We start from the raw sequence: 23,551 nt of genomic DNA on the forward strand, positions 1-23,551 counted from the left end.
CTCCGACAACGTCGGGGGGTGTTTCAATTTGAGGCCAGACAGGGCAGTCACCCGCGTTCAGGCGTGCTCCTCCCGCCTGTATGGCAGCCGGACCCGGAACGTGGTCCCCTCGCCTGGTGAGCTCTCGGCATCGATGGTGCCTTGATGCGCCGCGACGAATTCCTTGGCGATGGCGAGCCCAAGCCCCATTCCGCCGCTGTGCCGCGAGCGGGAAGCATCGGCTCGGTAGAAGCGGTCGAAGAGGTTCGGGAGATGCTCGGGGGCGATGCCGGTGCCGGTGTCCTTCACCGCGATCTCCAGCCATGGCCGTCCGTTTGCATCCTGTGCCTCCGACAGGATCGCTTGGATCGAACCGCCATGCGGCGTATGCCGGACGGCATTGGTCAGCAGGTTGAGAAAGACCTGGGTTATCCGGCCGGAGTCTACCGGGATTTCCGTGGAGCCGGCTTGGCTCACCAGCGTCATGGCAATGCCGGCATCCTGTGCGCGGGGCAGAAGCCGCTCGAGCGTCTGCTCCAGCAGGGCACGGACGTCCGTCCGGCTGAACTCAAACGACAGCTTGCCTGCCTCGGCCAGGGAGAGCTGATGCAGGTCGTCCACGAGCCGGGTGAGCCGGATCAGTTCATCCTGCAGCGGAAGCAGCTGCTCGGGTTCGATCGCTTCGCCTTGCTGCTGCAGCATATCCATCTTTCCCCTCATGATGGAGAGGGGAGTTCGCAGCTCATGCGCGACGTCGGCGACGAGATTGCGCCTCGCATCCTCGGCCCGGCCCAGCTGCAGGGACATCCGGTTAAAGGCGGATGCGACCTCGCCGTACTCATCTTTGGTCGTGACCGGAACTTGCACCCCGGCGCGACCCCGCTGTACCTGATCGATTGCCGGGATAAGCTGCCGAAGCGGGGAGGTGAGCCGCTTGGCTATCCAGTAAGCGGCCAGCAGGGCGACACCGATAAACACGACAGCGCAGACGATCAGCAGAAAGCCGACGCCATGTGAAATGCCCAGCTTCACCTTGGAGATCACGCTGATTTCCGGGTCGTAGTATCGGAAAGACCCGACGTCCCGTCCATTCGTCTCGATGCGGTATTCTACCCCGAGCCCCCTGATCATGGGCTCGGCCACGCTGCCGAAGATGGCCAGCTTCCTGTCGTGGACGTCGTACAAGATCAGGCCGCTGTCCTGAGCTTCTTCCAGTAAGTCGCCGGGGGCCAGCTTCTCGACGCCGCTCCAGGAACCGCCGTGCCGATCATAATATTCGGCGAGCGTATGCGACAGGCGGCTGATTTGCTCTTGGTCGGAGGACGGTGTCAGCTCGCCCAGCAGCCCGCGCACGACCGCATTTGTGATCAGCATAAACGTCAGGCTCATGACCACGATAAAGGCGGCCATGGCCCAAAACAGTTTCCGGCTAACGTTCACGGCGGTCACCGAACCGGTATCCGAATCCGTACACGGTGTTAATAAACACCGGGTTGGACGGGTCGTCCTCGATCTTTTTGCGGATCCGGCTGATGTGGGCGTCCGCGGTCCGCTCGTCGTTCAGCAGGTCGTCATCGACCGCAGCCAGCAGCTGCAGGCGGCTGTATACGATGCCCGGCCGCGAAGCCAGGGTGGCGAGCATTTTGAATTCGGTCGGGGTCAGCAGAACTTCCTCCCCGCGTTTCCACACCCGGCACTGCGCCTCGGATATCGTTAAATCTCCCCGCACGATCCGGTCATCCGGAGTCTCGTCCCCATGGATTCTCCGGAGGACCGAGCGTATTCGTGCGACCAGCTCCCGGAGGGAGAAGGGCTTCGTCAAATAATCGTCGGCGCCGACCTCCAGCCCGATGATTTTATCCGTTTCTTCCACTCTGGCGGTCAGCATGATGATTCCCAGCTTCGGCAGCTTCCGCAGCTCCCGGCACACGTCAATGCCGCTCATTCCCGGCATCATCCAGTCGAGGACGACCAGGGACGGCTTCCGTTCGCCAGCGATCCGGAGCGCTTCCCGGCCGGATAAAGCCGTGATCGTCTCGTATCCCTCCTGCTGGAGAAACGGCTCCATAAAGGCCAGCACTTCCTTTTCATCATCGACAAGCAGCAGAGTATGCGTCATGTGTTCATTCTCCTTTATCTCGAGAGCCTCGGGCCGTTGCAGCCTTTCCGGCTTTTATCCCCCTCATTATATACCGGTTCCCGCGAATGCGGGGACAATTCACCAAAGCCGTAAGGAACCGCAACAAGTTCGCAACATTCCTGAAGGAAAACCCCCGACAACCCCGGCATAGATCCGGGAAAAAGCCGCAATATCCGGATGCATTTTCATCGCAACAGCAAGAGAACTTCACAGGTTCACAACAAGTCGCTGCTACAATAAACTCCAGGCGGCAAAACACGGGTGCGCCGCAGACCATCGCAATTCATTGCCTTCATTGCGGTCAATGCAATGGAAGCAATTCAACGGGGGAGGGGTGATTATGCTGAAGCAGCACCATGTGATCAAAGTACTGCTGGCTGCCGTCGGCGGAGCTGCCTGCGGCATCTTTCTGTCAACCATTATTGCCGCTCTCGGTTATCTGATCCATGACCGGCCGGCCGGGACACCTTATCTTCCGCTGATCATGGCTGCGTTGTTTGCGGGGATCGCCGCGTTAACGTCCGATTATAAGGGAGGGAAACCACATGACAAGCATCGATCTTAATCCATCTAAAGATAAAATTTCAGGGGGCAGACGGATTTCCCGGGGCATCTTTACGGGGCTGTCCTGGATATTGGTCGCATGTATCACGATTCAGGTGTACGTCGCAGGGTCGGCTGTGTTCCAAAATCCGGTGAACTGGCGGCTCCACGAAAACTTTGTTCATTTCTTTGGGTTTGCCCCGCTTCTGATGATCATTTTTGCCATTACGGGAAAATGCTTTAAAGGCAGCGCTTGGCTCAGTTTGGCCATGTTTGTTCTGATCGACATGCAGTACATGACGGCGCATGTGCCTGCGCTGGGTGCCATACATCCGGTAATGGCCCTCGTGCTAATCCTGCTGTCGTTGTACACCGCACTGCGAAGCACACGGCGGCAGTAATGGGGAATTTATGCCCGAACAGTTGTGGAGGGGACCGGTGCCCGGGTATACTTTGAAATAAATGAAGATCATATCGTTGTTTTCAAAGAGAGGGCTGTAGCATTGACCTTACAACAGTTAAAATACGTCATCGAAGTCGCCAACCGCGGGTCCATGAATGAAGCGGCCAAACGGCTGTTTATTTCGCAGCCAAGTCTGTCGAATGCGATCAAGGATCTCGAGGAAGAGCTGAACATCACGATTTTTGAACGGACGAACAAAGGGATTACCCTGTCCAAGGAAGGCGCCGAATTTCTCGGCTATGCCCGCCAGGTGACCGAGCAGGCGGAGCTGCTGGAGAGCCGATATTTGAACGCCAAGCCGTCGCCGCAGCATTTTTCCGTATCGACCCAGCACTATGCGTTTGCCGTCAATGCGTTCGTGCATTTGGTCAACGAGTATGGGCAGGACGAATACGAGCTGGCGCTGAGGGAAACGAAGACCCATGAAATCATCCAGGATGTCAAAAGCCAGCGGAGCGAAATCGGCATTCTGTACCTCAATGAATTCAACAGCAAGGTCATCAACCGGCTGCTGAAGGACGCCAATTTGAAATTCACGAGCCTGTTTACGGCCCAGCCTCATATTTTTATCAGCGTCCATAACCCGCTCGCCAAGCAGTCCATCGTGACGATCGACCAGCTGCAGGATTATCCCTACCTGTCGTTTGAGCAGGGGGAGTACAACTCCTTCCACTTCTCCGAGGAAATTCTGAGCACACTGACGCATCCGAAAAGCATCCGGGTCAACGACCGCGCCACGCTGTTCAACCTGCTGATCGGACTGAACGGTTATACGATCTCAACCGGTGTTCTCAGCGCCGACCTGAACGGGAACGAGATTATTCCTGTGCCGCTCGACTGCGACGAGACGATCAATGTCGGCTGGATCTGCCATCAGAATGCGGCGCTGTCCAAACTGGCGCTGGAGTATATCGAAGCGCTGCACCAGGCGATTTCCGATTGATCCCTAATTTTGAAAATATGGATGAAGCGCCGGGACGTAGTCTCAAGGTATGACTTTTGCAGCCACGCTTGCCGCTGTATGCGGCGGGGGTGGTTTTTTGTAACGCATAAGTTGGGTGCTCCATCTCATATATTGTCCAGTGACGGATCGTTATCGATGGGAGGGATACGCCTGCAATGAATGAAGAGGCGCTCTTTGAGCACAGGTTTTGGCTGCAGATTTTGGGGGATCATGCCCGTTTTATCTACAACGCGCTGGCTTCGAAGGAAGTCAAGGACGTGCAGACGGCGGCTTCGTTCGTCCAATGGTTTGACCGGCTGCTGGGACAGGCGCGCTCGTTCCCTGAGGGACAGCCGCTGACGGAGCTGAACGAACAGGCGAATCAGGCGGTACTTGAACTGCGGGCGTTTAAGCTGGATCTTCTCGACCGGGTGCTGCAGCGCAAAGTGGTCATCGGGTTGTCGCCAACGTTTATCAATCATATGGTGAACGAGCTGGAGGAATATGAGCGCATTCTCGCTGAGCTGTTAAAGGGAAATCCGGTTCCCCGTTATCACCCGCTGCATCACGATCTGCTGTGGCTGCCTGACGCGGCTTTTCACTCGGCATCGATCGCTTCGGATCTCGACGGGGTGGAGCGGAGGCTGATCCAGAGGAGCAAGGAATTTGAGCGGCATTTCAACGAATTTTATTTGAAGGCGCTTGAGCTTGTCGGATACTTGCGTACGCTTCGGACGACCTATCCGGCGGTGAAAAAGTTTCACAGCGACGTGGACCTGGAAATGTCGGCGTTTATGAACTTTCTGCTGGAGGTCGAGGAGCTGGACATCAGCGCTGAGCTGCTGAGCAGGCTGAACAGGCTGGTGCCGGACCATATGTTCCGGGAAGAATGCTATTATTTGCAGAAGCTGTCCCAATTCGGTGAGGTGCCGCGTCCTGATTGCGACCCGGCAAAGCCGAGGGTGGAGTAACGCCCCAAGGGATTGATCATAAAACCGCTTTAGAATGCCTCTTTGCTCTTCGGGTATGTCCCTGGTGCCGGGAGGTTTTTTACTCCTGAACACAAACCGGCTTGCTGCGGACAGGGATGGATAATATCAAATAAATCCAGTTTATTTGCGCTGCAGTCCATTGAGTTCGACCGGGCGATGCGTGATAATGAGGGCACAAGATCACTACCAAACGAAGAGAGGTTGATGTATTCGTGCGTAAAGTCAAGGTTGGCGTCATCGGTACCGGCATGATCAGCACCGTATATCTGAAAAATTTGACCGGCATGCTCGACCATATCGTCGAGGTCAAAGCCGTAGCGGATATGGTTCCGGAGCTCGCGCAGAAAAAAGCGGAAGAGTTCGGCGTTCCGAACGTGTATACTGTGGAGGAGCTGCTGGCCGATCCGGAAATTGAAATCGTTCTCAATTTGACGGCCCCCGCCGCGCACGCCCCGCTGAACCTTCGGGCGCTTCAGGCCGGGAAGCATGTGTACACGGAAAAGCCGTTTGCCCTCAACCGCGAGGATGCCGATGAGGTTCTGGCTCTGGCCGAGTCCAAAAACCTGCTTGTCGGCTGCGCGCCGGACACCTTTCTCGGCGCCGGCATCCAGACCTGTGTCAAGCTGATCAATGACGGATGGATCGGCACGCCTTACGGTGCAAGCGCTACGATTATCATGGGGAACGCCGCGGGCGGCATGCATCCGAACTTCCGCAACTTCCTGAAGCTGGGCGGCGATCCGATCATGGATATGGGGCCTTACTATTTGACGGCGCTGATCGCGCTGCTCGGACCCGTACAGAGGGTAACGGGATCCGCCCGCCAGCTGCATCAGGAGGTCGCGGTGGACAATCCGAAATCGCCGGCATTCGGCCAGACGGTGCCGGTGGAAGCGCCGACGAACGTATCGGCGGTGCTGGACTTCCACAGCGGCGCGGTGGCTACCCTTCAGGCGGCCAAAGAGGCGTTCGGCTATTCGCCGCGGCTGGAAGTGTACGGCACGGAAGGCATTCTGTACGTTCCGGATCCGAACTTCTTCGGAGGCGCCGTATCCATCCAGTTCCCGAATGGGCAGACGAAAGAGATACCGCATTCCCATCCGTATGCCGAGGAAGGACGCGGCATGGGCGTAGCCGACATGGCTTATGCGATCCAGTCGGGACGGCCGAACCGGGCAAGCGGCAAGCTGGCGCGCCATGTGCTGGACATCTCGCTCGGCATCTTCGAAGCGTCTCAGCAGGAGCGCCACATTCATCTGGAATCCACGGTGGAACGTCCGGCTCCGCTGCCGCTCGGCCTGAAATACAACATGCTGGATCTGTAATAATCACCGCACGGAATATCTATCTCATTTCAAAACAAGAGAGGATGCATAGATCATGACCCAATTTCCCGTTGCCGTACAGCCATATACGGTTCGTGAACAATTAAGCAAGGATTACATAGGCACGCTGGAGAAAATCGCCGCCATCGGCTATCAGGGCATTGAGCTCGGACGCCCACCGGAAGGCATCACCGTGGCGGAGCAGAAGGCGCTGCTGGACCGGATCGGCCTCAAGGTCATCGGAACCCACGCCGGATTCGATACGTTTGATTTCAACCCGGACGACATCGCGGATTATCTTGAGGAGGTGGACGGCGGTAAATTCGTGGCGCTGTCCCTGCGTTTTGCGTCCCGGGACGAGGTGCTGGCCAAGGCCGCCAAGCTGAACGAAGCGGGCGAGAAGTTCCGCCAGCGCGGGGTTCAGCTACTGTACCATAACCACGACTGGGAGTTCGCCCAATTCGACGGCGAATACGCGCTCGATATTTTGCTCCGCGAAACCGATCCTTCCTTGGTTCAGATGGAGCTGGATACGTATTGGGTCAAGCGGGGCGGTGAAGATCCGGTGTCGTACCTCGCCAAGCTTCAGAACCGGTGCCCGCTGCTCCATATCAAAGACGTGGAAGCCGGCGAGGAGCAGTTTTTCGCCGAAATCGGGGAGGGGATTCTCGATTTCAAGGCTATCGCCCAAACGGCGCGGGAGGTAGGAACCGGCTGGCTCGTCGTCGAACAGGATCAGAGCCGGCGCGATCCGCTGGAGAGCCTGGCGATCAGCTACCGCAATTTGCAGGGACTGGGACTGATTTAATCATTTATTTTCTTAGAACGAACATCGAATGGGCCTGAAAAGGAACCGAAGCTAAGACTCCACTTCGTGGGGGATGAGGAAGGGAACTGCCATGAATATAACGGAAAGCCAATCCAGCCGGGCGGCCTCGCATCTTGTGCACCTCCCGAGGATCCATATCGTCGGGGACATCGTCAAGAAGCCCGGCACCTCCCTCGGCCCGCGGCGGATTCACGATTACGAGCTGCTGTATTTTCCGGATGGGACGCGCAGCGTCTACAGGGTGGAGGGGGAAGCATACGTCCTGCAGGAACCGAGCTTTATCGTGACCAGGCCGGGCGAATACCACGCCTATGAATACGACCCGCAGCAGCCAGCGCGCCATCTGTTCATTCATTTCGGATTTCCGGAAGATGCCGGGACGGAGACGGCGCTTCCGCTCCTTGCGCCCGGCGGCCCGAGCGTTATTCCGCTGGACGAGGAGCTTCCGGTCGGCATGATGAAGCAAATCATGCATATCGCCCATGCCCATACGGACCGGATGCAGAGCCGCGGGAGCTCGCTTCTATGGTCGCTGCTGACGGAAATCAGCGGCCATCTCTTCGACGAGCCGCTGACGACGCCGGCCAACCGGATTCCTCCCCAAATCGTCAAGGCGCTCGATTATATCGACAAGCATTTGGGGGAGGCCATTTCGGTGGAAATGCTGGCGAGACGGATCGGCTGGTCGCATGAGCATTTCTCCAGGTCTTTTGTGCAGTATATGGGCCGCACGCCGCGCGACGCGATTATTCAACGGCGGATCGAGCGCGCCTGCCAGCTCCTGCTGTACGAGGAGCACAGCATCAAGGAGGTCGCCTTTGCGGTCGGATTCTCGGACGAAAATTACTTCAGCAGGGTGTTCAAAGCCGTGAAGGGACTCACTGCCAGCCAGTACCGCAAAAAGTATTACAATCCGATGTACCGGGATTTGGTTCCGGTCAAGGAGTCGGAATCGCTGTATCCGGTCAACCGGATTCTGTATAACATCGGGGCCGGCGAAGGTTAACATTCGCCTGGCTGTATAGGAGAGTGATGCGAATGAAGGAGAAGGTGAGGACAGCGGTGGTCGGTTACGGATTCGCCGCCAGGACGTTTCACTGCCCGGTCATCACGGCCGTACCGGAGCTGGAGCTGGCGATGATCGTCCAGCGGAGCGGCCATTCGTGCCTGCAGGCCTACCCGTCCGTCCGGGCTGTACAGGACGTCCGGGAAGCCTATGAGGATCCGGACATCGACTTGATCGTCATTACGACGCCGAGTACGGCGCACTATTCGTTTGTCAAGGACGCCCTGCTGGCCGGCAAGCATGTCGTCGTAGAGAAGCCGTTCACGCCGACGACGGAGGAAGCGGACGAACTGATCGCGCTGGCCCAAGACAAGGGGCTGGTGCTCAGCGTGTTCCATAACCGCCGGTGGGACGGCGATTACCTGACGCTGCAGGAGGTTGTCCGCCGCGGTCTGGTCGGCCGGATCACCGAAGCGGAATTTCGCTGGGACCGGTTCAGCCCGAATGCCGATCCCAGCCGCTGGCGGGATGCGGGGGCCGAAGGGTCCGGGACGTTCTATGACCTGGGCGTCCACCTGATCGACCAGGCGCTGACGCTGTTCGGGCTTCCGGACAGCGTGCAGGCGGAGGTGCGGACGCAGCGGGAGCGGACGCTGGCCCCGGACTATTTTGACGTATCGCTGGGGTATCCGGATGGGCTGAAGGTGTCGGTGAAATCGACCCTGCTGGCCCGGGATCCGGCTCCGAGATACCGGTTGTACGGGACGGAGGGTTCGTTTGTCAAGTATGGAGAAGATCCTCAGGAAAATCTGCTGAAGGCCGGCAGGCTGCCGGGATCGCCCGGATGGGGCGAAGAGCCGCAGGAGATGTGGGGAAGCCTCGTGGCCAGCCGGGACGGCCTGCAGTTTACGGGGCGTCTGAAGACGATTCCGGGATGCTATGACGCCTATTACCGCAACGTGGCGGAGGCTATCCATGGTGTGTCGGAGCTTGGCGTAAAGCCCGAGCAGGCCCGGATGGCGATCCGTGTCATCGAGCTGGGCATGCAGAGCCATGCCGAGCAGAGAAGGGTGCCATTTACCCCTTAACTACTTACGGAAAGAAGGAGATCAAGCTTGTTTCCTTTCAAATTGTCATTGAATACATCTACACTCCTGCCTTACGGACTCGGCGTCAAAGAGCAGGTCCGCGTGGCGGCGGAAGCAGGCTATGAGGGCATCGAGCTGTGGGTACGGGACATTGAAGCTTACCTTGCAGAGGGTGGCGAGCTGCAGGAGCTTAGACGGTATATCGAAGATCATGGACTGAAGGTGGCGAACGCCATCGCCTTCTGGGCTTGGGCCGACCGTGACCCTGAAGCGAGACAGCGCGGCTTCGATCAAGCGGAGAAGGAAATGGAAATGCTGGCGGAGCTGGGCTGTCTCGCGGCTGCGGCGCCCCCCTTCGGACAGGTTGCCCACGTCACGCTGGACGAATTTGCCGCTTCCTTTGCCAAGCTGGCCGAGTTGGCCCGCCGGATCGGCATAGAGCCCTATCTTGAATTCTGGGGAAAAGCTGCCCGGCTGAACAGCCTGAAGGATGCGATTTACGTATCTCAAGCCAGCGGGGTGGCGGACGCCAAAATTCTTATCGATCCGTTCCACATGTATACCGGCGGCAGCGAGCTTCGGGACCTTGAAGGCTTGCCTGGGAACCGGATCGGCATCGTCCATGTGAACGATTATCCGGCGGCTCCGTCCCGCTCCGAGATCCAGGACGCCCACCGGGTATTTCCGGGAGACGGCATCGCTCCGTCCGGAGCGCTCGCCAGAACGCTGGCGGATGCGGGATATGAGGGCTACCTGTCGCTGGAGCTGTTTATGGACAGCTACGGCGGGTTGACTGCGCTGGAGACCGCGAAGCTTGGCATCGCCAAGATCCGGGAGGCTTACGGCCTGTAATGTCCAGATCCATCGCGGGAGACAACCCCGTTAGCAAGCTGTCGCTGCTTGCGATTACGTGGCCGATTTTTGTGGAATCGGCCCTTCAAATGTTTCTCAGGACATCGGACACGTTCATGCTGAGCAAGGTGTCCGACGGCGCGGTTGCTGCAGTCGGCGTCGCGAACCAGATCATCATGTTTGCGGTGCTGATGTTCAATTTCGTGGCGCTCGGCTCCGCGGTGGTTATCTCGCAGTATTTGGGTGCCCGCAGACAGCATGAGATCGGCCGGCTGGCCGGGTCCTCGCTGGCGCTGAACTTCCTGTTCGGCCTGGTCGTGAGCGTCATCGTCATGATGCTCAGCGGGCCGCTGCTGCGGATATTCGACCTCGATCCTTCCCTGTTCGGACAGGCGGAGAAGTATTTGCTCATCGCCGGGGGCGCCCTGGTCATTCAGGCGCTGCTGACCGCCGTCACGGCCATGATTCAGTCTCATGGATTAACCCGGCAGACGATGGTTGTCACGATCGGCATGAACGTGCTGAATATTTTCGGCAATTACCTGTTTATTTACGGTCCCGGAGGCTTTCCGAAGCTGGGCGTCGTCGGGGTGGCGATATCCACCGCCTTTGCCCAGTGCGTCGGGCTGGCCGTCAATCTGGTGCTGCTCCGCAAGGCGGCGGGCGTCTACATCCGCTGGAACGACCTGTTCGTGTGGAGCCGTGAGCATATCGGGAAGGTGCTACGCGTCGGCGTGCCGTCCTCGGCCGTGTCCTTGTCGTACTCCGCCAACCAGTTTGTGACCACGGCCTTTATTTCGTCGCTTGGGGCCAGCGTGCTGGCAACGAAAATTTACACGCAGAACATCATGTTCTTCGTCATGATTCTGGCCGTCTCGCTGGGCCGGGGCGGGCAGATCATCGTCGGGCAGCTGGTCGGCGCAGGCCAGAGGGAAGAGGCCTACAAGCAGGTGATCCGGAATTTGATCCGGAGCGAGCTGATCACGCTGGCGGCCGTCGCCGTGCTGACGCTGTTCCGGCAGCCGCTGATGAAGCTGTTCACGACCGACCCGGACATTATCGCGATGGGAGCGGCCCTGCTGCTGCTGAGCTTTCTGCTGGAGCCGGGGCGCAACTTCAACGTCATCCTGGAACGGTCGCTGCAGGCCGCCGGCGACGCCCGGTCCGCCATGATCGTGTCCATCACGGTGACCTGGCTCTTCAGCGTGCCGCTGACGTACCTGCTCGGCATCCATTGGGGATACGGCCTGTACGGTATCTGGGCAGCGTTTATCGCCGACGAATGGCTGCGGGGCATCCTGCTCTGGGTCCGCTGGAGGAGCAAGGCCTGGCAGCGAAAAGCGCTGGTGCAGCTTCGCAGCGAGGAGCAGGCGCTGTAGCCGCCCGCGCAGGCAGCACAAAAAAACCGCCACTCGGGGATTATCCGGGGTGGCGGTTCTTTGTGCTGGCGCCGAACAGGGACAGATATGCCGAGGAGCGGCGGATCAAGGCGCGGGTATCCGTCGGGAACTCCGGGCCGAGCAGCGGGAGGCGGTTGACGGGAGCGTTCGCCTGGACTTCCGTATCAAGGTCAGCCGTCAGGCCGGAGATCGCAAGCGACGTTCCTCCCCCGATCCGCAACGATGCTGCGGCTCCTTTGGCGTAAGCCGTACGATTCAGCTCGAGAAGGCCGGCATCAAGGGATCTTCCCATGTGTTCGGCTGTTGTGCGCGCGGTATGCTGCTCCAGGCGTGATCTGACATCAAGCAGCGCCATCAGCGCGAGCGGGTATTGATTGTGGTCCGGCTGCTTCAGAATGTGCATGGCCGTCGCGGTGATGGCCTCTTCCAGCGTCAGGCCGCAAATATAACGCAGGCAGCAGCCCCACCGTACCAGGTCGAAGGCTTGCTTGCCTGAGCACAGCAGGCCCTCGGCAAGCCCTTCCTCTCCCGAGTAAGGCAGCTTTACAATGCCGATCCGGCAGTTTTCCAGCCAGCCCAGGCTGTGGTGCTGGTACCTTGGAAGATCGATTTCAAACAGTTCGATGGTGGAGATCAAAGCCCGGTTCATCGTGACATCCTCCTTGACCGTGATTTCATGGATACTCCCTGCCGTCTTGTTCCGGATCGTCACGGCCAGTAGGGTTCCATACATGTGTCCGATTGGTAAACTATCCGAATCATACGTCCAAGGGATATCTTTGGCAAGAAGACGAGGCGGATTTTTTTAGATCAAAACCAGCATCTTTCCAGTGCAAAGTCCAAAATTCCGGTAAAAAGCCGCTTTTTTTCAGCCTAGCGGCTTCAGCCCTACTCCGGCATTATTTTCCGATCCAATGGGCGGGTTCAGCCATTTGAATGGCTTCCCGCCTTCAGTTATCCAGCAAAGCTAAGGAAAGCGGTAGGAAAGGCCGTAAAACAATGATTCCTACGGATTAGGACCCGTTTTCCCATCAGATCCCCAAATAAAGCAGGGAATCGTATCGTTTCCCTGCTTTACAGTTCGCCGTCCCAGGCGTATATTCATTTCATCATCCAATAGAGTAAGATTTGCGACTTGATGAACGCTGAATTTTCCGATGAAAAGCGGGGGAACCAATCGCAGTCCTCGTCCCACGGAGCTTTATGCTGGGGCTTGCGGCTTGCAGGGGTGAATCGGAGGCAGGATAACGCCTGTTTCCGTAGGGCTACTCTCACGGCCCGAATCCGTCAGCTAACCTCGTAAGCGTAGTTGAGAGCGGAGGAAACTGTGATTTGACGAATCAACACAGGGTATCTGCTCTGTGTTTTTCTGTGCGCTCATTTTGAAGGATGAAGCGTGTACATGGAATATGTCTATTCGCTGAATTTCCGCCGGAGGGCGGAAAGCGGGGGAACCGGTCGTGTCTGCAGCATCCGCTGCGGCCATATGGGGTGAATCTCGAAAGTGATGAGTAGGGCTACTCTTGGGCCCGAATCCGTCAGCTAACCACGCAAGCGTGTTAAGAGAGGCAGCTGTTATTCATGCAGATGGCAAGGCTTATTCGGCCTTGGAGTTGGAAGCATGGAAGAGTGTCCTCTTTCCGGTGCTTCTTTTTTGTTGTTTAAACAAGGAGAAGCATCGATTCCCAAGCGGGCGGCGCCCGCGATTTTGCACAAACAGAGAAAACAGGTTATTTGGGAGAGAGGAGAACATGAAGTGCCTCAGATACAAGTAAACGGAACCACGTTATATTACGAAATTCACGGCAGCGGCACGCCCATTGTGTTCATTCACGGGCATTTGTCGTCCCATCATATGTTTGAGCCCCAGGTCGAATATTTCAGCAAGCGGGCAAAGGTGATTGTGCTGGATCTCCGGGGTTACGGCAATTCGGGGAAGCTTGACGTGGAGGTCGGGCACATTATGGAAACCCAATGCAGCGATCTGTGCGAGCTGCTCAATAAGCTGCATATTACGCAGGCGACGCTTGTCGGCTGTTCCAGCGGAAGCGTGCTCGCCCAGACGTTTGCCGCCCTTCATCCGGACCGTATCAGCGCCCTGGTACTCGTAGACAGCTACTTCGCGGGATGCTTCGGGAAAAAGAACCATTTGCTGAATATTTGCGAGGCGTGCAGCTGGCTTTCTTATTATTTGCCTGCAGAGTTTTTCCTCCGGTCGCTGCGGGTGACGTATAACCGGTGGAGACCGGTCTACAGCATCCTCCGCAAGGAGCTGTACCACAAGCGGCCGACAGAGTCGATCAAGCAGCGCATGGAGCTGCTGCGTATGGAGATGCCCGCCAATTTGGCGCGGCTGCCGATGCCTGTACTGTGCGTCGCAGGCAGCCAAAGCGAGTGGTTCGTCAAGCAAATGCAGCGGGCGGCCACCCTTTTCCGGCATGTGCAGCTGGCGACGATCGAGGATGCGATGTATCCGACCCATTTGTGCCAGCCCCATGCATTCAACCGCATGCTGCTGAACTTTTTGATGGACCAGCATATTTACCGGACTCGGGAAGCCTATGGAGGATAGCCCGCGGTCATGGGATTTGCCTCCTGGAAAGAAAACCGCATCTTGAATCGCACTGGCCTTCACTCAAACGATCTACTCGCTGTATTAGGCAGCAAGTTAACCGCCCGATAAGAAGGCGGTTAACTGAGCTCTAGCGAGTATTCGTTTTTTCAATGAGACTGATTATATTAAAAAGGGAGGGATGAACCGTCCATCAATATCGGTGAACCCGTATTCCTGGGCAAGATCACCAGCCTGTAGTACCAGTCCGTTTTTCAGTTTCACTTCATCATCCCCAGCTAGGGCTGACACCGCTCGCCCTACGTAATACGGCGACTCCGTGTGTTTCAGAGCATCAACCTCCTTCCAATGAGCTTCATCTGTACCGAAGTTCCTTAATACCAGTTCTGTTCTCATCCAGCCAGGGGAGACCGCTACCACGGTTATTTCAGTGCTTTTGAGATCATGAGCTAATCCGAGCACTGAGCGGTTAATGGTATTCTTGGCGAGGTCGTAATAGAAAGTTCCTAAATACTTATCCTGATCCTGAAATGTGGTATGTACGATCAATCCAGAATCAGCTTCCAGCATAAGCGGAATCGCATAATGGTTTGTCGCTATTTGTGGGCGTACTCCATTCTGAAACATCGCATCCCACATGTTCAGCGGATATTCCCAGAATGGTTTGGATTGTAAATTCACTTCCAAGTCATGCAGTCCCCAGACGTTATTCACTAGGATATGGAGCCGTCCTTGTTCCTGTCGGATTCTCTCGATCAAAGCTTGTGTATCCTCATCACGGGTATGATCGCAACGACATGCGTACGCCTCTCCTCCATGACTTCGAATCTCCTCCACAGTTTCATCGATACTGCCTGGAAAACCGTGTGTAGTCGTGCCTCGTAAACTTCTTCCGGACACATAAACTACTGCTCCGGCTTTCCCAAGTTCAACGGCAATCCCTCGTCCTGCTCCCCGGCTTCCTCCGGTTACAAGAGCGATTTTCCCAGCGAGTCTCTTCAAGTTCATCTACTCCTTCGCAGTTATTTATTTCACCATACTAAAGTAATGCGTCATTAACTGTCGTATTTGAGGATGAACGATTGATTTTTAGAATAAATGAAAAGGCAAGCTTGAAAGTTAGGCATATTGCTAATTTGTTATTTGCGGCTATATCGATAAAATACGTTATGGGAATCTGGGCTGCGGTGTGCAGCCTTTTTTTAGGTTGGTGAAAGTGCTTTTGCCATTGACAGGCAGGGATATAATGGAGAGATATAATCATGGCATAAGAAGGAGGAAAAGTTGTGGCAACCATCGAAGATTTGATGAAGCTGGACATTCGCATCGGAACGGTGGTCAAGGCGGAGCCTTTTCCGGAGGCGCGCAAGCCGGCGCTCAAGCTGAGCATTGATTTCGGGGAGCTTGGAGTCAAGCGTTCCTCGGCCCAGATTACGAGAAGGTATACCCCGGAGCAGCTGGTCGGCCGCCAGGTGGCCGCCGTCGTTAATTTTCCCGTACGGCGGATTGCCGGATATGAATCGGAAGTGCTCGTTCTAGGCGGAGTTCCGGAAGAGGGCGATGTGGTGCTGCTGGCCCCTGATGTGCCTGTCGGCAACGGCACGCCCATTGCTTGAACATTTTACAAAACGAAAGGATGGATACCGATGATTCTACGCCCAACGAAGGATGACTACAACGAAGGTTTCGCCAAGTATGTCTCTCTCGTACCTGAGGGGAACCTCGAGGAGATTCTGAACGGGTCTTTGAACCGGACGACCGCGTTTTATTCTGCACTGACGGAAGAAAAGGGGAACTACCGCTATGCGCCAGGCAAATGGAGCTTGAAAGAGGTGCTCGGCCATATTACGGATAATGAGCGCATCATGTGCTACAGGCTGCTCCGTATCGCCAGGGGGGACACCACGCCTTTGACCGGCTATGACGAGGAAGTGCTGATGGAAGGCGCAGCCTTTGACCGTTTCTCCATCGCCGAGCTTCTCGAGGATTTTGCCGCCGTTCGCCGCTCCACGCTGACGCTGCTGCGGAGCATTCCGGACGAGGCCTGGACCCGCAGAGGTATCGTGAACGGTTATGAATCCACCGCCGCCGCTTGGGCGTATATTCTGACCGGACATGAAATCCACCATTATAACGTGATCCAGGAAAGATACATATAACTTCCCAAGGGTCAAAATTGGGCCGATTGCCGGCCATGCTGCGCGCCTCGAGCTCGCACTATGATTTGAGGCGCTCCTCGGCAAGATGAATAAAAGCCTGCGCAGCATGGCCCAAATATTTATCCGCCCGGTAAATGATGCTCATTTCCCTGTAGGGCGGATCATCATGGATGGGGAGGAACCGCAGCTTTGGATCGCCGATGGCTTCGACGAGCGTAGGCGTCTGAACGGTAACCCCCATGTTTTCCCGGACAAAGCGGAAGAGCGAAGGATTAGACGTCGTTTCCACGACGATGTCCAGGTTAAACCCGTTCTTCCGGCAGTATTGCTCGACGAGCTCCCTTCCCCAGAACCCCTTGGGATACATAATGATCGGCAGGCCGTTCAGTTCAGTCAGGGAGACCGACTCCCTGCCGGCCAGCTCGTGTTCGGCAGATACCACCACGCCATACTCCTCCCGGGGCAGGGACCTGACCACCAGCCGGTTGTCGTAAAGCGGCTTGAGCGAGATGCCGATATCGATTTCCGTACTAAGGACGAGGTCCGCTACATCGACGGCCGAGACGATCTTGAGCCGGACGTTCGGATACCGGTTGCGGAAATCGATGAACATCGGGGTCAGGCGGAAATCGAGCTCGGAAGGCAGCACGCCGACGCCGAGCGTACCGCCCTGGTGATGGCGAAGTTCGCCGATCTCCAGCTTGGCGTTCTGCAAATTTTGAAAAATTCCCCTTGCCTGCTTAAGCAGGACCGAGCCTGCATCGGTCACCGCAATCCGTTTGCCGATCCGGTCAAACAAGGGCATGCCGACCTCCTCCTCCAAGGCCTTAATCTGCAGGCTTAAATTCGGCTGGGAGATGCCGAGCTTATCTGCGGCTCTCGTAAAATGCAGCTCCTCGCATACGGCCACGAAATACTCCAGTTGCCTCAGTTCCATGTTATTTCCTCCTGTTCATGAACGATAGATCGCGGCGTACCGAAGTGGAAGTAAACCCTAGAATGTGTGAAAACACGGTATTATCATTTGTATAACAAATTATTATTATAATTTCAATATAATTGATAAATGATCCCTCTCCCATTAAGATGTGATCAAATCGATCTGAGGGAGAGAGAAATAATGAGAAAACCTTCACTGTTCATGATGGCTGTCGCCTTCATTTTGGCCTCTTTAAATTTGCGGCCCGCAATGAATTCCATCTCGCCCATGCTGCAAGCCATCCAGCGGGATTTGGGCATGAGCGCGTTGTCGGCAAGTCTGCTTACGTCCATTCCGGTGCTGTGCATGGGGATATTTCCGTCTTTTGCGGTCAAACTGGGCCAGCGTGCCGGGCTGGAGCGCGTCATCGGCTGGTCGATTGCGGTCATCGGCGCCGGTACGGTGCTGAGATGGTTCACCGGGTCGTCAGCATACCTGCTGCTGACCACCATCCTGGCCGGGCTCGGGATTGCTGCGGCAGGACCGCTGCTGTCCGGGTTCATTAAGCAGCATTTTCCCGCCAAGGTGCCCGTTATGATTTCGCTCTATACCGTCTCCATGGCGGTCGGAGCCGCGCTCGCATCGGGATTGTCCCTGCCTTTATCGGTCCGGGCCCATTCGTGGCAGGAATCGCTGGCGGTTTGGGCTATCCTGGCTGCCGTCGCCCTGCCGGTATGGTGGTGGTCGGTTCTCCGTCATACCCGTCGGCCTGCCCGTGCGGAGCGCTCGGCAAGGGCGACCGGACTTCCCTGGAACAGCGCCAAAGCATGGGCTCTCACGTTGTCCTTTGGCCTGCTGGCTGTTCTGTTCTTTTCGGTCACGGCTTGGATGCCTCCGGTTGTGGAACATATGGGATACGGCAGAGCCTATGCGGCGAACATGCTTGTCTTGTTCTCCCTGACGCAGATTCCCGTCGGCCTCCTGTTTCCGCACTTGCTCCGGCGTCTGCCTTCCCGACGCTTCTGGCTGGCGCTGGGCGCACTGTCGATGGCCGCCGGCTTCCTGATGCTCTGGATATCCGTGACGCCGTGGCTGGCGGCGATTCTGATCGGCATCGGTCCCGGCGTGCTGTTCCCGGTCAATCTGATGATGCCGATCGAAGCGGTAAGCGATGCTCAGCAGGCGACAGCCTGGTCGGCCATGAGCCAATCGGTGGGATACGTGATTGGCGCGATGGGACCGATGCTGCTTGGCGTGATCCACGACGCTGCCGGCAGCTATACGCTGCTCATCCCGGTGCTGCTTGCCGTCACGCTGGCCATGGCGGGGGTTCAGCAGCTGGCCGCGAAGCCTAAAGCGGCGAAGGCGCTAAACAAGCAGCGGGCGAAGGAAAAGGAAACAGCCCTTCCCTTGGCAGAGTAAGGAAAGGGCCGACGATGACGGAGCATCAGCCTGCCGGCTGGCAGTATAGATCGGGACGGGGGCAGGCTTTAGCAGAGGACCTCGACCGTAAACCCGCCCGGTGCCTCGACGTAGAATGTATACCCGTGCGCATGCTGCGGAGGCTTGACATCGTATCCGTCCTCCAGCAGCTTTTGGTTGATGCGGTCGACCTGCTCCTCGGTCTGCTGGGGAAAGCCGACGTGGAACGTTTTGGGGTACTGCACCTCACGGCCCTTCATCAGTGTCAGCACAAACCCGTCATCATCGAAGAGCACCGCGAAGTTGTCGCCGCGGGCCGCCCGGCACTCCAGTCCGAAATAAGTTTCCAGAAAGGCCCGTGACGCCGCCACATCGGTCACCGTTAAATTCAAATGGTTGATTTTCATCATTACCGCCGTCCTTTCAAAATGGGATGACTTTCTTTGCTTACCCCCTTATTATATGACCTTTATGCAAGTGATAAGGTTTCGGTATAATGGGGGTTAAAAAGGGTGGGGTTAACGATAAAAACCCGTCACCTGGCAGGAGGCATCGGTATGGATATTCAGCTTCAAAAGGTGACAAGGGAAAATTGGGAGGAAGCCATTTCCCTCCGGGTTGCGGAGGAACAGGCCGGCTTCACCCCGCCGGTTGCAGTTTCGCTGGCCAAAGTCTACGTTAAACCCGATGGGGACAACGTCGACTATATCCCTTTCGCCATATACGATGGGCCGCGAATGGTCGGCTTTATAATGCACGCATGTGAAGAGAACACGGCGGATATGTACTGGATTAACGGCTTTTTGATTGATGAGCGCTACCAGGGCCAAGGGTACGGCCGGGCCGCCTTGACGGAGATCGTCCGTTGGATCGTAAATCGGTGGGACCGCTGCCGGGAAATCCGCCTGACCGTCCATGGGGACAACAGAGTCGCCAAGCGACTGTACGAGTCGGCAGGCTTTGCGCCAACCGGGGCGGTATACGGGGGAGAAGAGGTATGGAGCCTGCCGGTCGCAAAAGGCTGATTCATCAGCCTGAATTTCTTGCGGGCCGCAAGGGGGATAGGCTTGTTGGCGCAGATCTCTTGCCCCAGCCGGCGGTCTGTAATATAATGGGGAAAATTTCGTAATTGATGGAGGTTGGAACGATGATGATGATGACCGTTTTCTTGACCATTCTTTCAGTGAACTAAACTGAATAGCATGCCGGAGGCATGAGGTATCCGAGCCCGATAGGGCTGGGTATATTTGATATGCAGCTTCCGGGGATGCAGTGAATGGTCATGAAACGGAATTCCTTAATCACGTTCTTATGCAGGCAGCCTTAGGGGCAGCCTGTGCCTTTTTGCATAGAAGACGCGAATGGACTTTGGTTCATTCGTGTTTTTTTGTTTCCGGGGCAAATGTTCGAAACACATTTAACCGGCCGCCGGGGCAAAAACCGCGCTCTGCGGGCTTCATTCTATGCTTACCATCAATGACGAGGTGATCGATGTATGCCACGCTACTTTTTTACTGTACTGCCTGGGCTGGAAGAAATTCTCGCCGATGAAATGCAGGCTAAAATTTCCGGGGTACGTATTGGGGACAAGGTCAGGGGAAAGGTTTATTTTGACTCTGACTTGCCAGTAGAGTATTTTCTGACGCTGCGGACTGCCGACAATCTGTATCGTTTCATCCACCGGTTCCCGGTGGGTCCTCATAAATTGCATTTACACCATATCGAACAAGAAATCTTCCGTTTGGATTTATCCATGATCCGCCCGGATTCTTCCGGAATGATCAGCTTTAAGGTCAATGCCAGCCGAGCGGGAAACCATACCTACAGCAGGTTTGATGCGGCAGAGGCTGCGGAATTGGGAATCATGCGGCGCTATCGGCATTTTAGACAAGATCACAGCGGCGGTCATCAGCTCGAGTTTCGGCTCGATCTGGTTCAGGAAGAGGCTGTCTTTGCCATCAGGATAACGGATGCGGCGTTCAGGTATAGGGGAAAGACGCGGGAATTTGCGCCGGCTGCCCTGCGGCCGACCGTTGCGCACGCGCTCGTGTGGGTGTCCCGTCCGGAGAAGGACGACATCTTCGTTGACCCCTGCTGCGGATCAGGAACCGTGCTGTCCGAGCGCTGTGCGTATCCTCACGCCGGCATTCATGGCGGAGACCTTTCTGAGGAAGCCGTCTCAGCTTCCCGTGCCAACGTGGGACACACTTCCGGTGTACATCTTAAGGAATGGGATGCGCAGCGCCTGCCGCTGGATTCGGGATATGCAGGCAAAGTGGTGACCAATCTTCCTTTTGGAAGACAAATTTCGTCCATAGCATGCATTCCCGTTTTGTATGAAGGAGTGCTTAGAGAAATGAAGCGGGTGCTGAAACCAGGAGGTCAGATCGTCTGTTTAACCGATGCGGGGGGTCCTCTGCTGGCGGCTGCCGAGAAAGCGGATCTCCGTTTGGCCACGGTAGCCGACCTCCGGTTGAAGGGACTGCATCCGTCCATTTATTTGCTGCAAAAAGATTAGTCCGGCCCTGTCTCACGGCTAAAACGGACTTCGGGCAATATGGCGGAATGCAGTGTGCCGACTGTGCTTGCCGCATTACACCGGGCGGCTGCGGATCAGCTCGACCAGGTTTGCGGCCGCCGGAGACAGCGGCTCATCCTTGCGGGTGCAGATGGCGATGACGTTCGTCAAACTGACGTCGTCTACATAGACCCGGCACAGCTCTCCCCGCGCCACATATTCGCGTACGACCAGCGAGGAGACAAAGTTCGCGCCGTATCCGGCAATGACGGCGGTGATCGCCTCGTGCAGACCGTTAAACTGCAGAGCTACCTTGGGGGCTGGGGCGTTGTAGGTGCGGCATAGCGCGAACAGCCGCTCCCGCGTGGAGCTGCCTTCCTCGCGCATGACAAACGGCTCGCTCATCATTTCGGCAAGCGACAGGTGGTGGTTCGCAAACTTATGATTCGGCGCGACGACGAACCACAGCTCGTCCTGGAACAGCTCCTCGGTCTGAATCGTGTCCGGATATTCTTCCGGCAGCCCGCCATAGATAGCCAGGTCGGCTTCGACGCTCAGCAGCTGCCGGAGCGCCCCGCTGGAGTTGGTCGTGGTGATGCTCATCTCGACCTGCTCATACTGCTGCTTGAATCTTGCCAGCCAGGTCGGGAGGAGAAAGTGCGCAGGTAGGTAGGTCGCCGCCAGGCGGATATGGCCGGCCGTACCCTGCCCATAATCCCGCGCCAGCTGCTCGATTTGCTGCTCGACGGCGAACAGCCTCTTGGCGAGCGCAGCTATTTTGTCCCCCGCATCGGTCAGCCGGATGCCCCTTCCTTGCGGTTCAAGCAGGATCAGGGACAGCTCCTTCTCGAATTTCTTGATCTGGGCGGTAATCGCAGGCTGGCTGATCTTCAGCAGTTCGGATGCCCGGGTCACGCTCCCGGTGGAAGCAATCACATGAAATAAGCGCAGGGCGTGCAGGTTCAAGGTATTTCAACTCCTCATCCACTCATATCTTTAATGTATGAAAATCGGCGAAAGATATATTATTCATATCATTATAGACGATCTACAATAGAACCAGAAGCGCTTCTATCCTAAAGATGAAATCAATTGATGAGGAGTGACGGGGAATGAATCCTGTATGGGAACAAGTAGATGAGTATATTGTCGACCGGCTTTGCCCGAATGACCGGGTGTTGGACGAAGTAATCGTGGCGAACCGGAAGGCGGACCTCCCGGAAATCGATGTAACGGCGAATCAGGGGAAGTTTTTGCAGCTGCTCGTACAGATCAAAGGGGCGAAACGGATCCTGGAAATCGGGACGCTGGGGGCCTACAGCACGATATGGATGGCTAGAGGCTTAAGTGAAGGCGGGCGGATCATCACACTGGAGCTGAGTCCGCATCATGCCGAAGTCGCCATGAAGAACATCGCCCGGGCGGGGCTGGAACAGACGATCGAAGTACGCACCGGGGACGCGCTTGAACAGCTGGCCCAAATGGAGAAAGAGGGGGTGGAGCCGTTTGACCTCATTTTTATCGATGCGGATAAGCCGAACAATCCGAACTATCTCCGCTGGGCGCTGCATTTTTCCCGGCCGGGAACGGTCATTGTCGGGGACAACGTTATCCGCAACGGGGAAATTGCCGATCGGCACAGCACTGACCCGCGGGTGCAGGGTGTCCGAACGTTCTACGATATGCTCAGCGGGCATCCGAATATTTCGGCCACGGCGCTGCAGACGGTAGGGAGCAAGGGGTACGACGGGTTTATGATTGGCATCGTGAAATAAGTGTTACTTATTCCATAAAATCGGGTTTTTATATGGCCCGTGGAAGGAGATTTCGAGCAGCTTGGACGCCATGGTGACGGCGGAATATTTATAGTTGCTGCGAACCCACCAGACGATGCTTTCCAAATAAGCGCCCGTTGTGTAGGCAATGACGAAGGACATCTCCATGCGGAGCCCTTCTTCGGACGTTTGGGATACGCGAATGCCGTCTTCTACGTAATGCCTGATGATGTTTTTAACTTCCTGAATAAATAAGTCGTCCGGTTTATACACGAGCATGACTTCATAGGCAAGCTGGTTCTGTATGATATGCTCAAACAGGGCGACCATGTTTTCCGGAAGGTCTTCGGAACGCAGCTCGTCAATCCTTTTGGGATGGGTAATGGTCAAGGACTGCCTTAAATCGTTTAAAATCGCATTATGCAGGTCGACGCGCAATTCCAGGATATCTTTATACAATTTATAAAACGTAGGCCTCGTTACATGAGCTTCCTGACAGATGCGCTGAATGGTGATGCTCTTTTCGTTTTCCTTCAGCATCAGCGACAAATAAGCCCGTTGTATTTTTTTCATCGAATGCACTTGCCTTGGATCTTTTCTTTCCACCCACATCACACCTATCTTTT

General features: G+C 56.3%; 25 protein-coding genes and 2 riboswitches. Of the genes, 17 read left to right on the forward strand and 8 right to left on the reverse strand.

Annotated elements, in window-relative coordinates:
• Positions 1-57: 57 nt before the first annotated feature.
• Complete coding sequence (locus IAE55_RS09945; RefSeq protein ID WP_200631936.1) at positions 58-1,419, reverse strand: sensor histidine kinase; 1,362 nt, start codon at positions 1,417-1,419, stop codon at positions 58-60.
• On the reverse strand, positions 1,409-2,098 hold the full coding sequence (locus tag IAE55_RS09950; RefSeq protein WP_076170323.1) for a response regulator: 690 nt from the start codon (positions 2,096-2,098) through the stop codon (positions 1,409-1,411). Before IAE55_RS09950 ends, IAE55_RS09945 begins: the two co-directional genes overlap by 11 nt.
• Before the next feature lie 361 nt (positions 2,099-2,459).
• On the opposite strand from IAE55_RS09950, the gene IAE55_RS09955 reads away from it, so the two are divergent.
• The 10 genes from IAE55_RS09955 (at position 2,460) to IAE55_RS10000 (ending at position 11,539) form a co-directional block, all read left to right on the forward strand.
• A complete protein-coding gene (locus tag IAE55_RS09955; RefSeq protein ID WP_089545962.1) occupies positions 2,460-2,684 on the forward strand; it encodes a DUF5957 family protein in 225 nt (74 codons plus the stop codon).
• Entirely contained in the window at positions 2,665-3,063 is a 399-nt protein-coding gene (locus IAE55_RS09960; RefSeq protein WP_200631938.1) for a DUF6220 domain-containing protein, read from the forward strand. The genes IAE55_RS09955 and IAE55_RS09960 overlap by 20 nt, the downstream gene beginning before the upstream one ends.
• A gap of 102 nt (positions 3,064-3,165) precedes the next feature.
• Positions 3,166-4,068: a LysR family transcriptional regulator gene (locus IAE55_RS09965; protein WP_145159909.1), complete on the forward strand. Its 903-nt coding sequence runs from the start codon at positions 3,166-3,168 to the stop codon at positions 4,066-4,068.
• A 176-nt stretch (positions 4,069-4,244) separates the two neighbouring features.
• Positions 4,245-5,039 (forward strand): DUF2935 domain-containing protein, encoded by a 795-nt coding sequence (locus IAE55_RS09970; RefSeq protein WP_145025023.1) that lies wholly within the window; start codon positions 4,245-4,247, stop codon positions 5,037-5,039.
• A 233-nt stretch (positions 5,040-5,272) separates the two neighbouring features.
• Positions 5,273-6,385, forward strand: a complete 1,113-nt coding sequence (locus tag IAE55_RS09975) for a Gfo/Idh/MocA family protein (RefSeq protein ID WP_200631940.1) — start codon at positions 5,273-5,275, stop codon at positions 6,383-6,385.
• 55 nt (positions 6,386-6,440) lie between these two features.
• Positions 6,441-7,193 (forward strand): sugar phosphate isomerase/epimerase family protein, encoded by a 753-nt coding sequence (locus IAE55_RS09980; RefSeq protein ID WP_200631942.1) that lies wholly within the window; start codon positions 6,441-6,443, stop codon positions 7,191-7,193.
• Between the two features lie 91 nt (positions 7,194-7,284).
• Positions 7,285-8,220 carry an AraC family transcriptional regulator gene (locus IAE55_RS09985; protein WP_105441633.1) on the forward strand — a complete coding sequence of 312 codons (936 nt, stop codon included), beginning with the start codon at positions 7,285-7,287 and terminating at the stop codon, positions 8,218-8,220.
• Between the two features lie 32 nt (positions 8,221-8,252).
• Positions 8,253-9,308 (forward strand): oxidoreductase, encoded by a 1,056-nt coding sequence (locus tag IAE55_RS09990; protein ID WP_200631943.1) that lies wholly within the window; start codon positions 8,253-8,255, stop codon positions 9,306-9,308.
• A 27-nt stretch (positions 9,309-9,335) separates the two neighbouring features.
• Positions 9,336-10,160 carry a sugar phosphate isomerase/epimerase family protein gene (locus tag IAE55_RS09995; RefSeq protein WP_200631944.1) on the forward strand — a complete coding sequence of 275 codons (825 nt, stop codon included), beginning with the start codon at positions 9,336-9,338 and terminating at the stop codon, positions 10,158-10,160.
• Positions 10,160-11,539 (forward strand): MATE family efflux transporter, encoded by a 1,380-nt coding sequence (locus IAE55_RS10000; RefSeq protein WP_200631945.1) that lies wholly within the window; start codon positions 10,160-10,162, stop codon positions 11,537-11,539. Before IAE55_RS09995 ends, IAE55_RS10000 begins: the two co-directional genes overlap by 1 nt.
• 40 nt (positions 11,540-11,579) lie before the next feature.
• Here IAE55_RS10000 and IAE55_RS10005 read toward each other — a convergent pair whose 3' ends face one another.
• On the reverse strand, positions 11,580-12,209 hold the full coding sequence (locus IAE55_RS10005) for a hypothetical protein (protein WP_200631946.1): 630 nt from the start codon (positions 12,207-12,209) through the stop codon (positions 11,580-11,582).
• Between the two features lie 484 nt (positions 12,210-12,693).
• Positions 12,694-12,881, forward strand: a riboswitch (cyclic di-AMP (ydaO/yuaA leader).
• Between the two features lie 87 nt (positions 12,882-12,968).
• Positions 12,969-13,133, forward strand: a riboswitch (cyclic di-AMP (ydaO/yuaA leader).
• 183 nt (positions 13,134-13,316) lie between these two features.
• On the opposite strand from IAE55_RS10005, the gene IAE55_RS10010 reads away from it, so the two are divergent.
• Positions 13,317-14,132, forward strand: a complete 816-nt coding sequence (locus tag IAE55_RS10010; protein WP_200631947.1) for an alpha/beta fold hydrolase — start codon at positions 13,317-13,319, stop codon at positions 14,130-14,132.
• A 162-nt stretch (positions 14,133-14,294) separates the two neighbouring features.
• On the opposite strand, the gene IAE55_RS10015 is transcribed toward IAE55_RS10010, so the two are convergent.
• Positions 14,295-15,140 (reverse strand): SDR family NAD(P)-dependent oxidoreductase, encoded by an 846-nt coding sequence (locus tag IAE55_RS10015; RefSeq protein WP_234489422.1) that lies wholly within the window; start codon positions 15,138-15,140, stop codon positions 14,295-14,297.
• Positions 15,141-15,418: 278 nt separating this feature from the next.
• Between IAE55_RS10015 and csaA the strand changes: the two genes are divergently transcribed.
• Both csaA and IAE55_RS10025 read left to right on the forward strand, forming a co-directional pair.
• Positions 15,419-15,748 carry a chaperone CsaA gene (csaA, locus tag IAE55_RS10020; protein ID WP_200631948.1) on the forward strand — a complete coding sequence of 110 codons (330 nt, stop codon included), beginning with the start codon at positions 15,419-15,421 and terminating at the stop codon, positions 15,746-15,748.
• Between the two features lie 30 nt (positions 15,749-15,778).
• On the forward strand, positions 15,779-16,291 hold the full coding sequence (locus tag IAE55_RS10025) for a DinB family protein (RefSeq protein WP_145159888.1): 513 nt from the start codon (positions 15,779-15,781) through the stop codon (positions 16,289-16,291).
• A gap of 58 nt (positions 16,292-16,349) precedes the next feature.
• Here the strand turns inward: IAE55_RS10025 and IAE55_RS10030 are convergent, their stop codons facing one another.
• Positions 16,350-17,228 (reverse strand): LysR family transcriptional regulator, encoded by an 879-nt coding sequence (locus IAE55_RS10030; RefSeq protein WP_105441625.1) that lies wholly within the window; start codon positions 17,226-17,228, stop codon positions 16,350-16,352.
• 183 nt (positions 17,229-17,411) lie between these two features.
• Between IAE55_RS10030 and IAE55_RS10035 the strand changes: the two genes are divergently transcribed.
• A complete protein-coding gene (locus tag IAE55_RS10035) occupies positions 17,412-18,632 on the forward strand; it encodes an MFS transporter (RefSeq protein ID WP_200631949.1) in 1,221 nt (406 codons plus the stop codon).
• 68 nt (positions 18,633-18,700) lie between these two features.
• Here IAE55_RS10035 and IAE55_RS10040 read toward each other — a convergent pair whose 3' ends face one another.
• On the reverse strand, positions 18,701-19,039 hold the full coding sequence (locus IAE55_RS10040) for a VOC family protein (RefSeq protein WP_089550074.1): 339 nt from the start codon (positions 19,037-19,039) through the stop codon (positions 18,701-18,703).
• Between the two features lie 150 nt (positions 19,040-19,189).
• Between IAE55_RS10040 and IAE55_RS10045 the strand changes: the two genes are divergently transcribed.
• On the forward strand, positions 19,190-19,657 hold the full coding sequence (locus IAE55_RS10045) for a GNAT family N-acetyltransferase (RefSeq protein WP_200631950.1): 468 nt from the start codon (positions 19,190-19,192) through the stop codon (positions 19,655-19,657).
• A gap of 470 nt (positions 19,658-20,127) precedes the next feature.
• Positions 20,128-21,150, forward strand: coding sequence for a methyltransferase domain-containing protein (locus IAE55_RS10050; protein WP_200631951.1), 1,023 nt, complete (start codon positions 20,128-20,130; stop codon positions 21,148-21,150).
• A gap of 75 nt (positions 21,151-21,225) precedes the next feature.
• On the opposite strand, the gene IAE55_RS10055 is transcribed toward IAE55_RS10050, so the two are convergent.
• Positions 21,226-22,116, reverse strand: a complete 891-nt coding sequence (locus tag IAE55_RS10055; RefSeq protein WP_145159879.1) for a LysR family transcriptional regulator — start codon at positions 22,114-22,116, stop codon at positions 21,226-21,228.
• A gap of 146 nt (positions 22,117-22,262) precedes the next feature.
• Between IAE55_RS10055 and IAE55_RS10060 the strand changes: the two genes are divergently transcribed.
• Positions 22,263-22,925: an O-methyltransferase gene (locus IAE55_RS10060; protein ID WP_145159877.1), complete on the forward strand. Its 663-nt coding sequence runs from the start codon at positions 22,263-22,265 to the stop codon at positions 22,923-22,925.
• A 3-nt stretch (positions 22,926-22,928) separates the two neighbouring features.
• Here IAE55_RS10060 and IAE55_RS10065 read toward each other — a convergent pair whose 3' ends face one another.
• The gene (locus tag IAE55_RS10065) at positions 22,929-23,498 is read right to left on the reverse strand and encodes a TetR/AcrR family transcriptional regulator (RefSeq protein WP_145024998.1); all 570 of its coding nucleotides are present in this window, start codon (positions 23,496-23,498) and stop codon (positions 22,929-22,931) included.
• Positions 23,499-23,551 lie beyond the last annotated feature (53 nt).

The organism is Paenibacillus sp. S28 (genome assembly GCF_016624415.1).
GTDB lineage: Bacteria > Bacillota > Bacilli > Paenibacillales > Paenibacillaceae > Paenibacillus_AQ > Paenibacillus_AQ favisporus.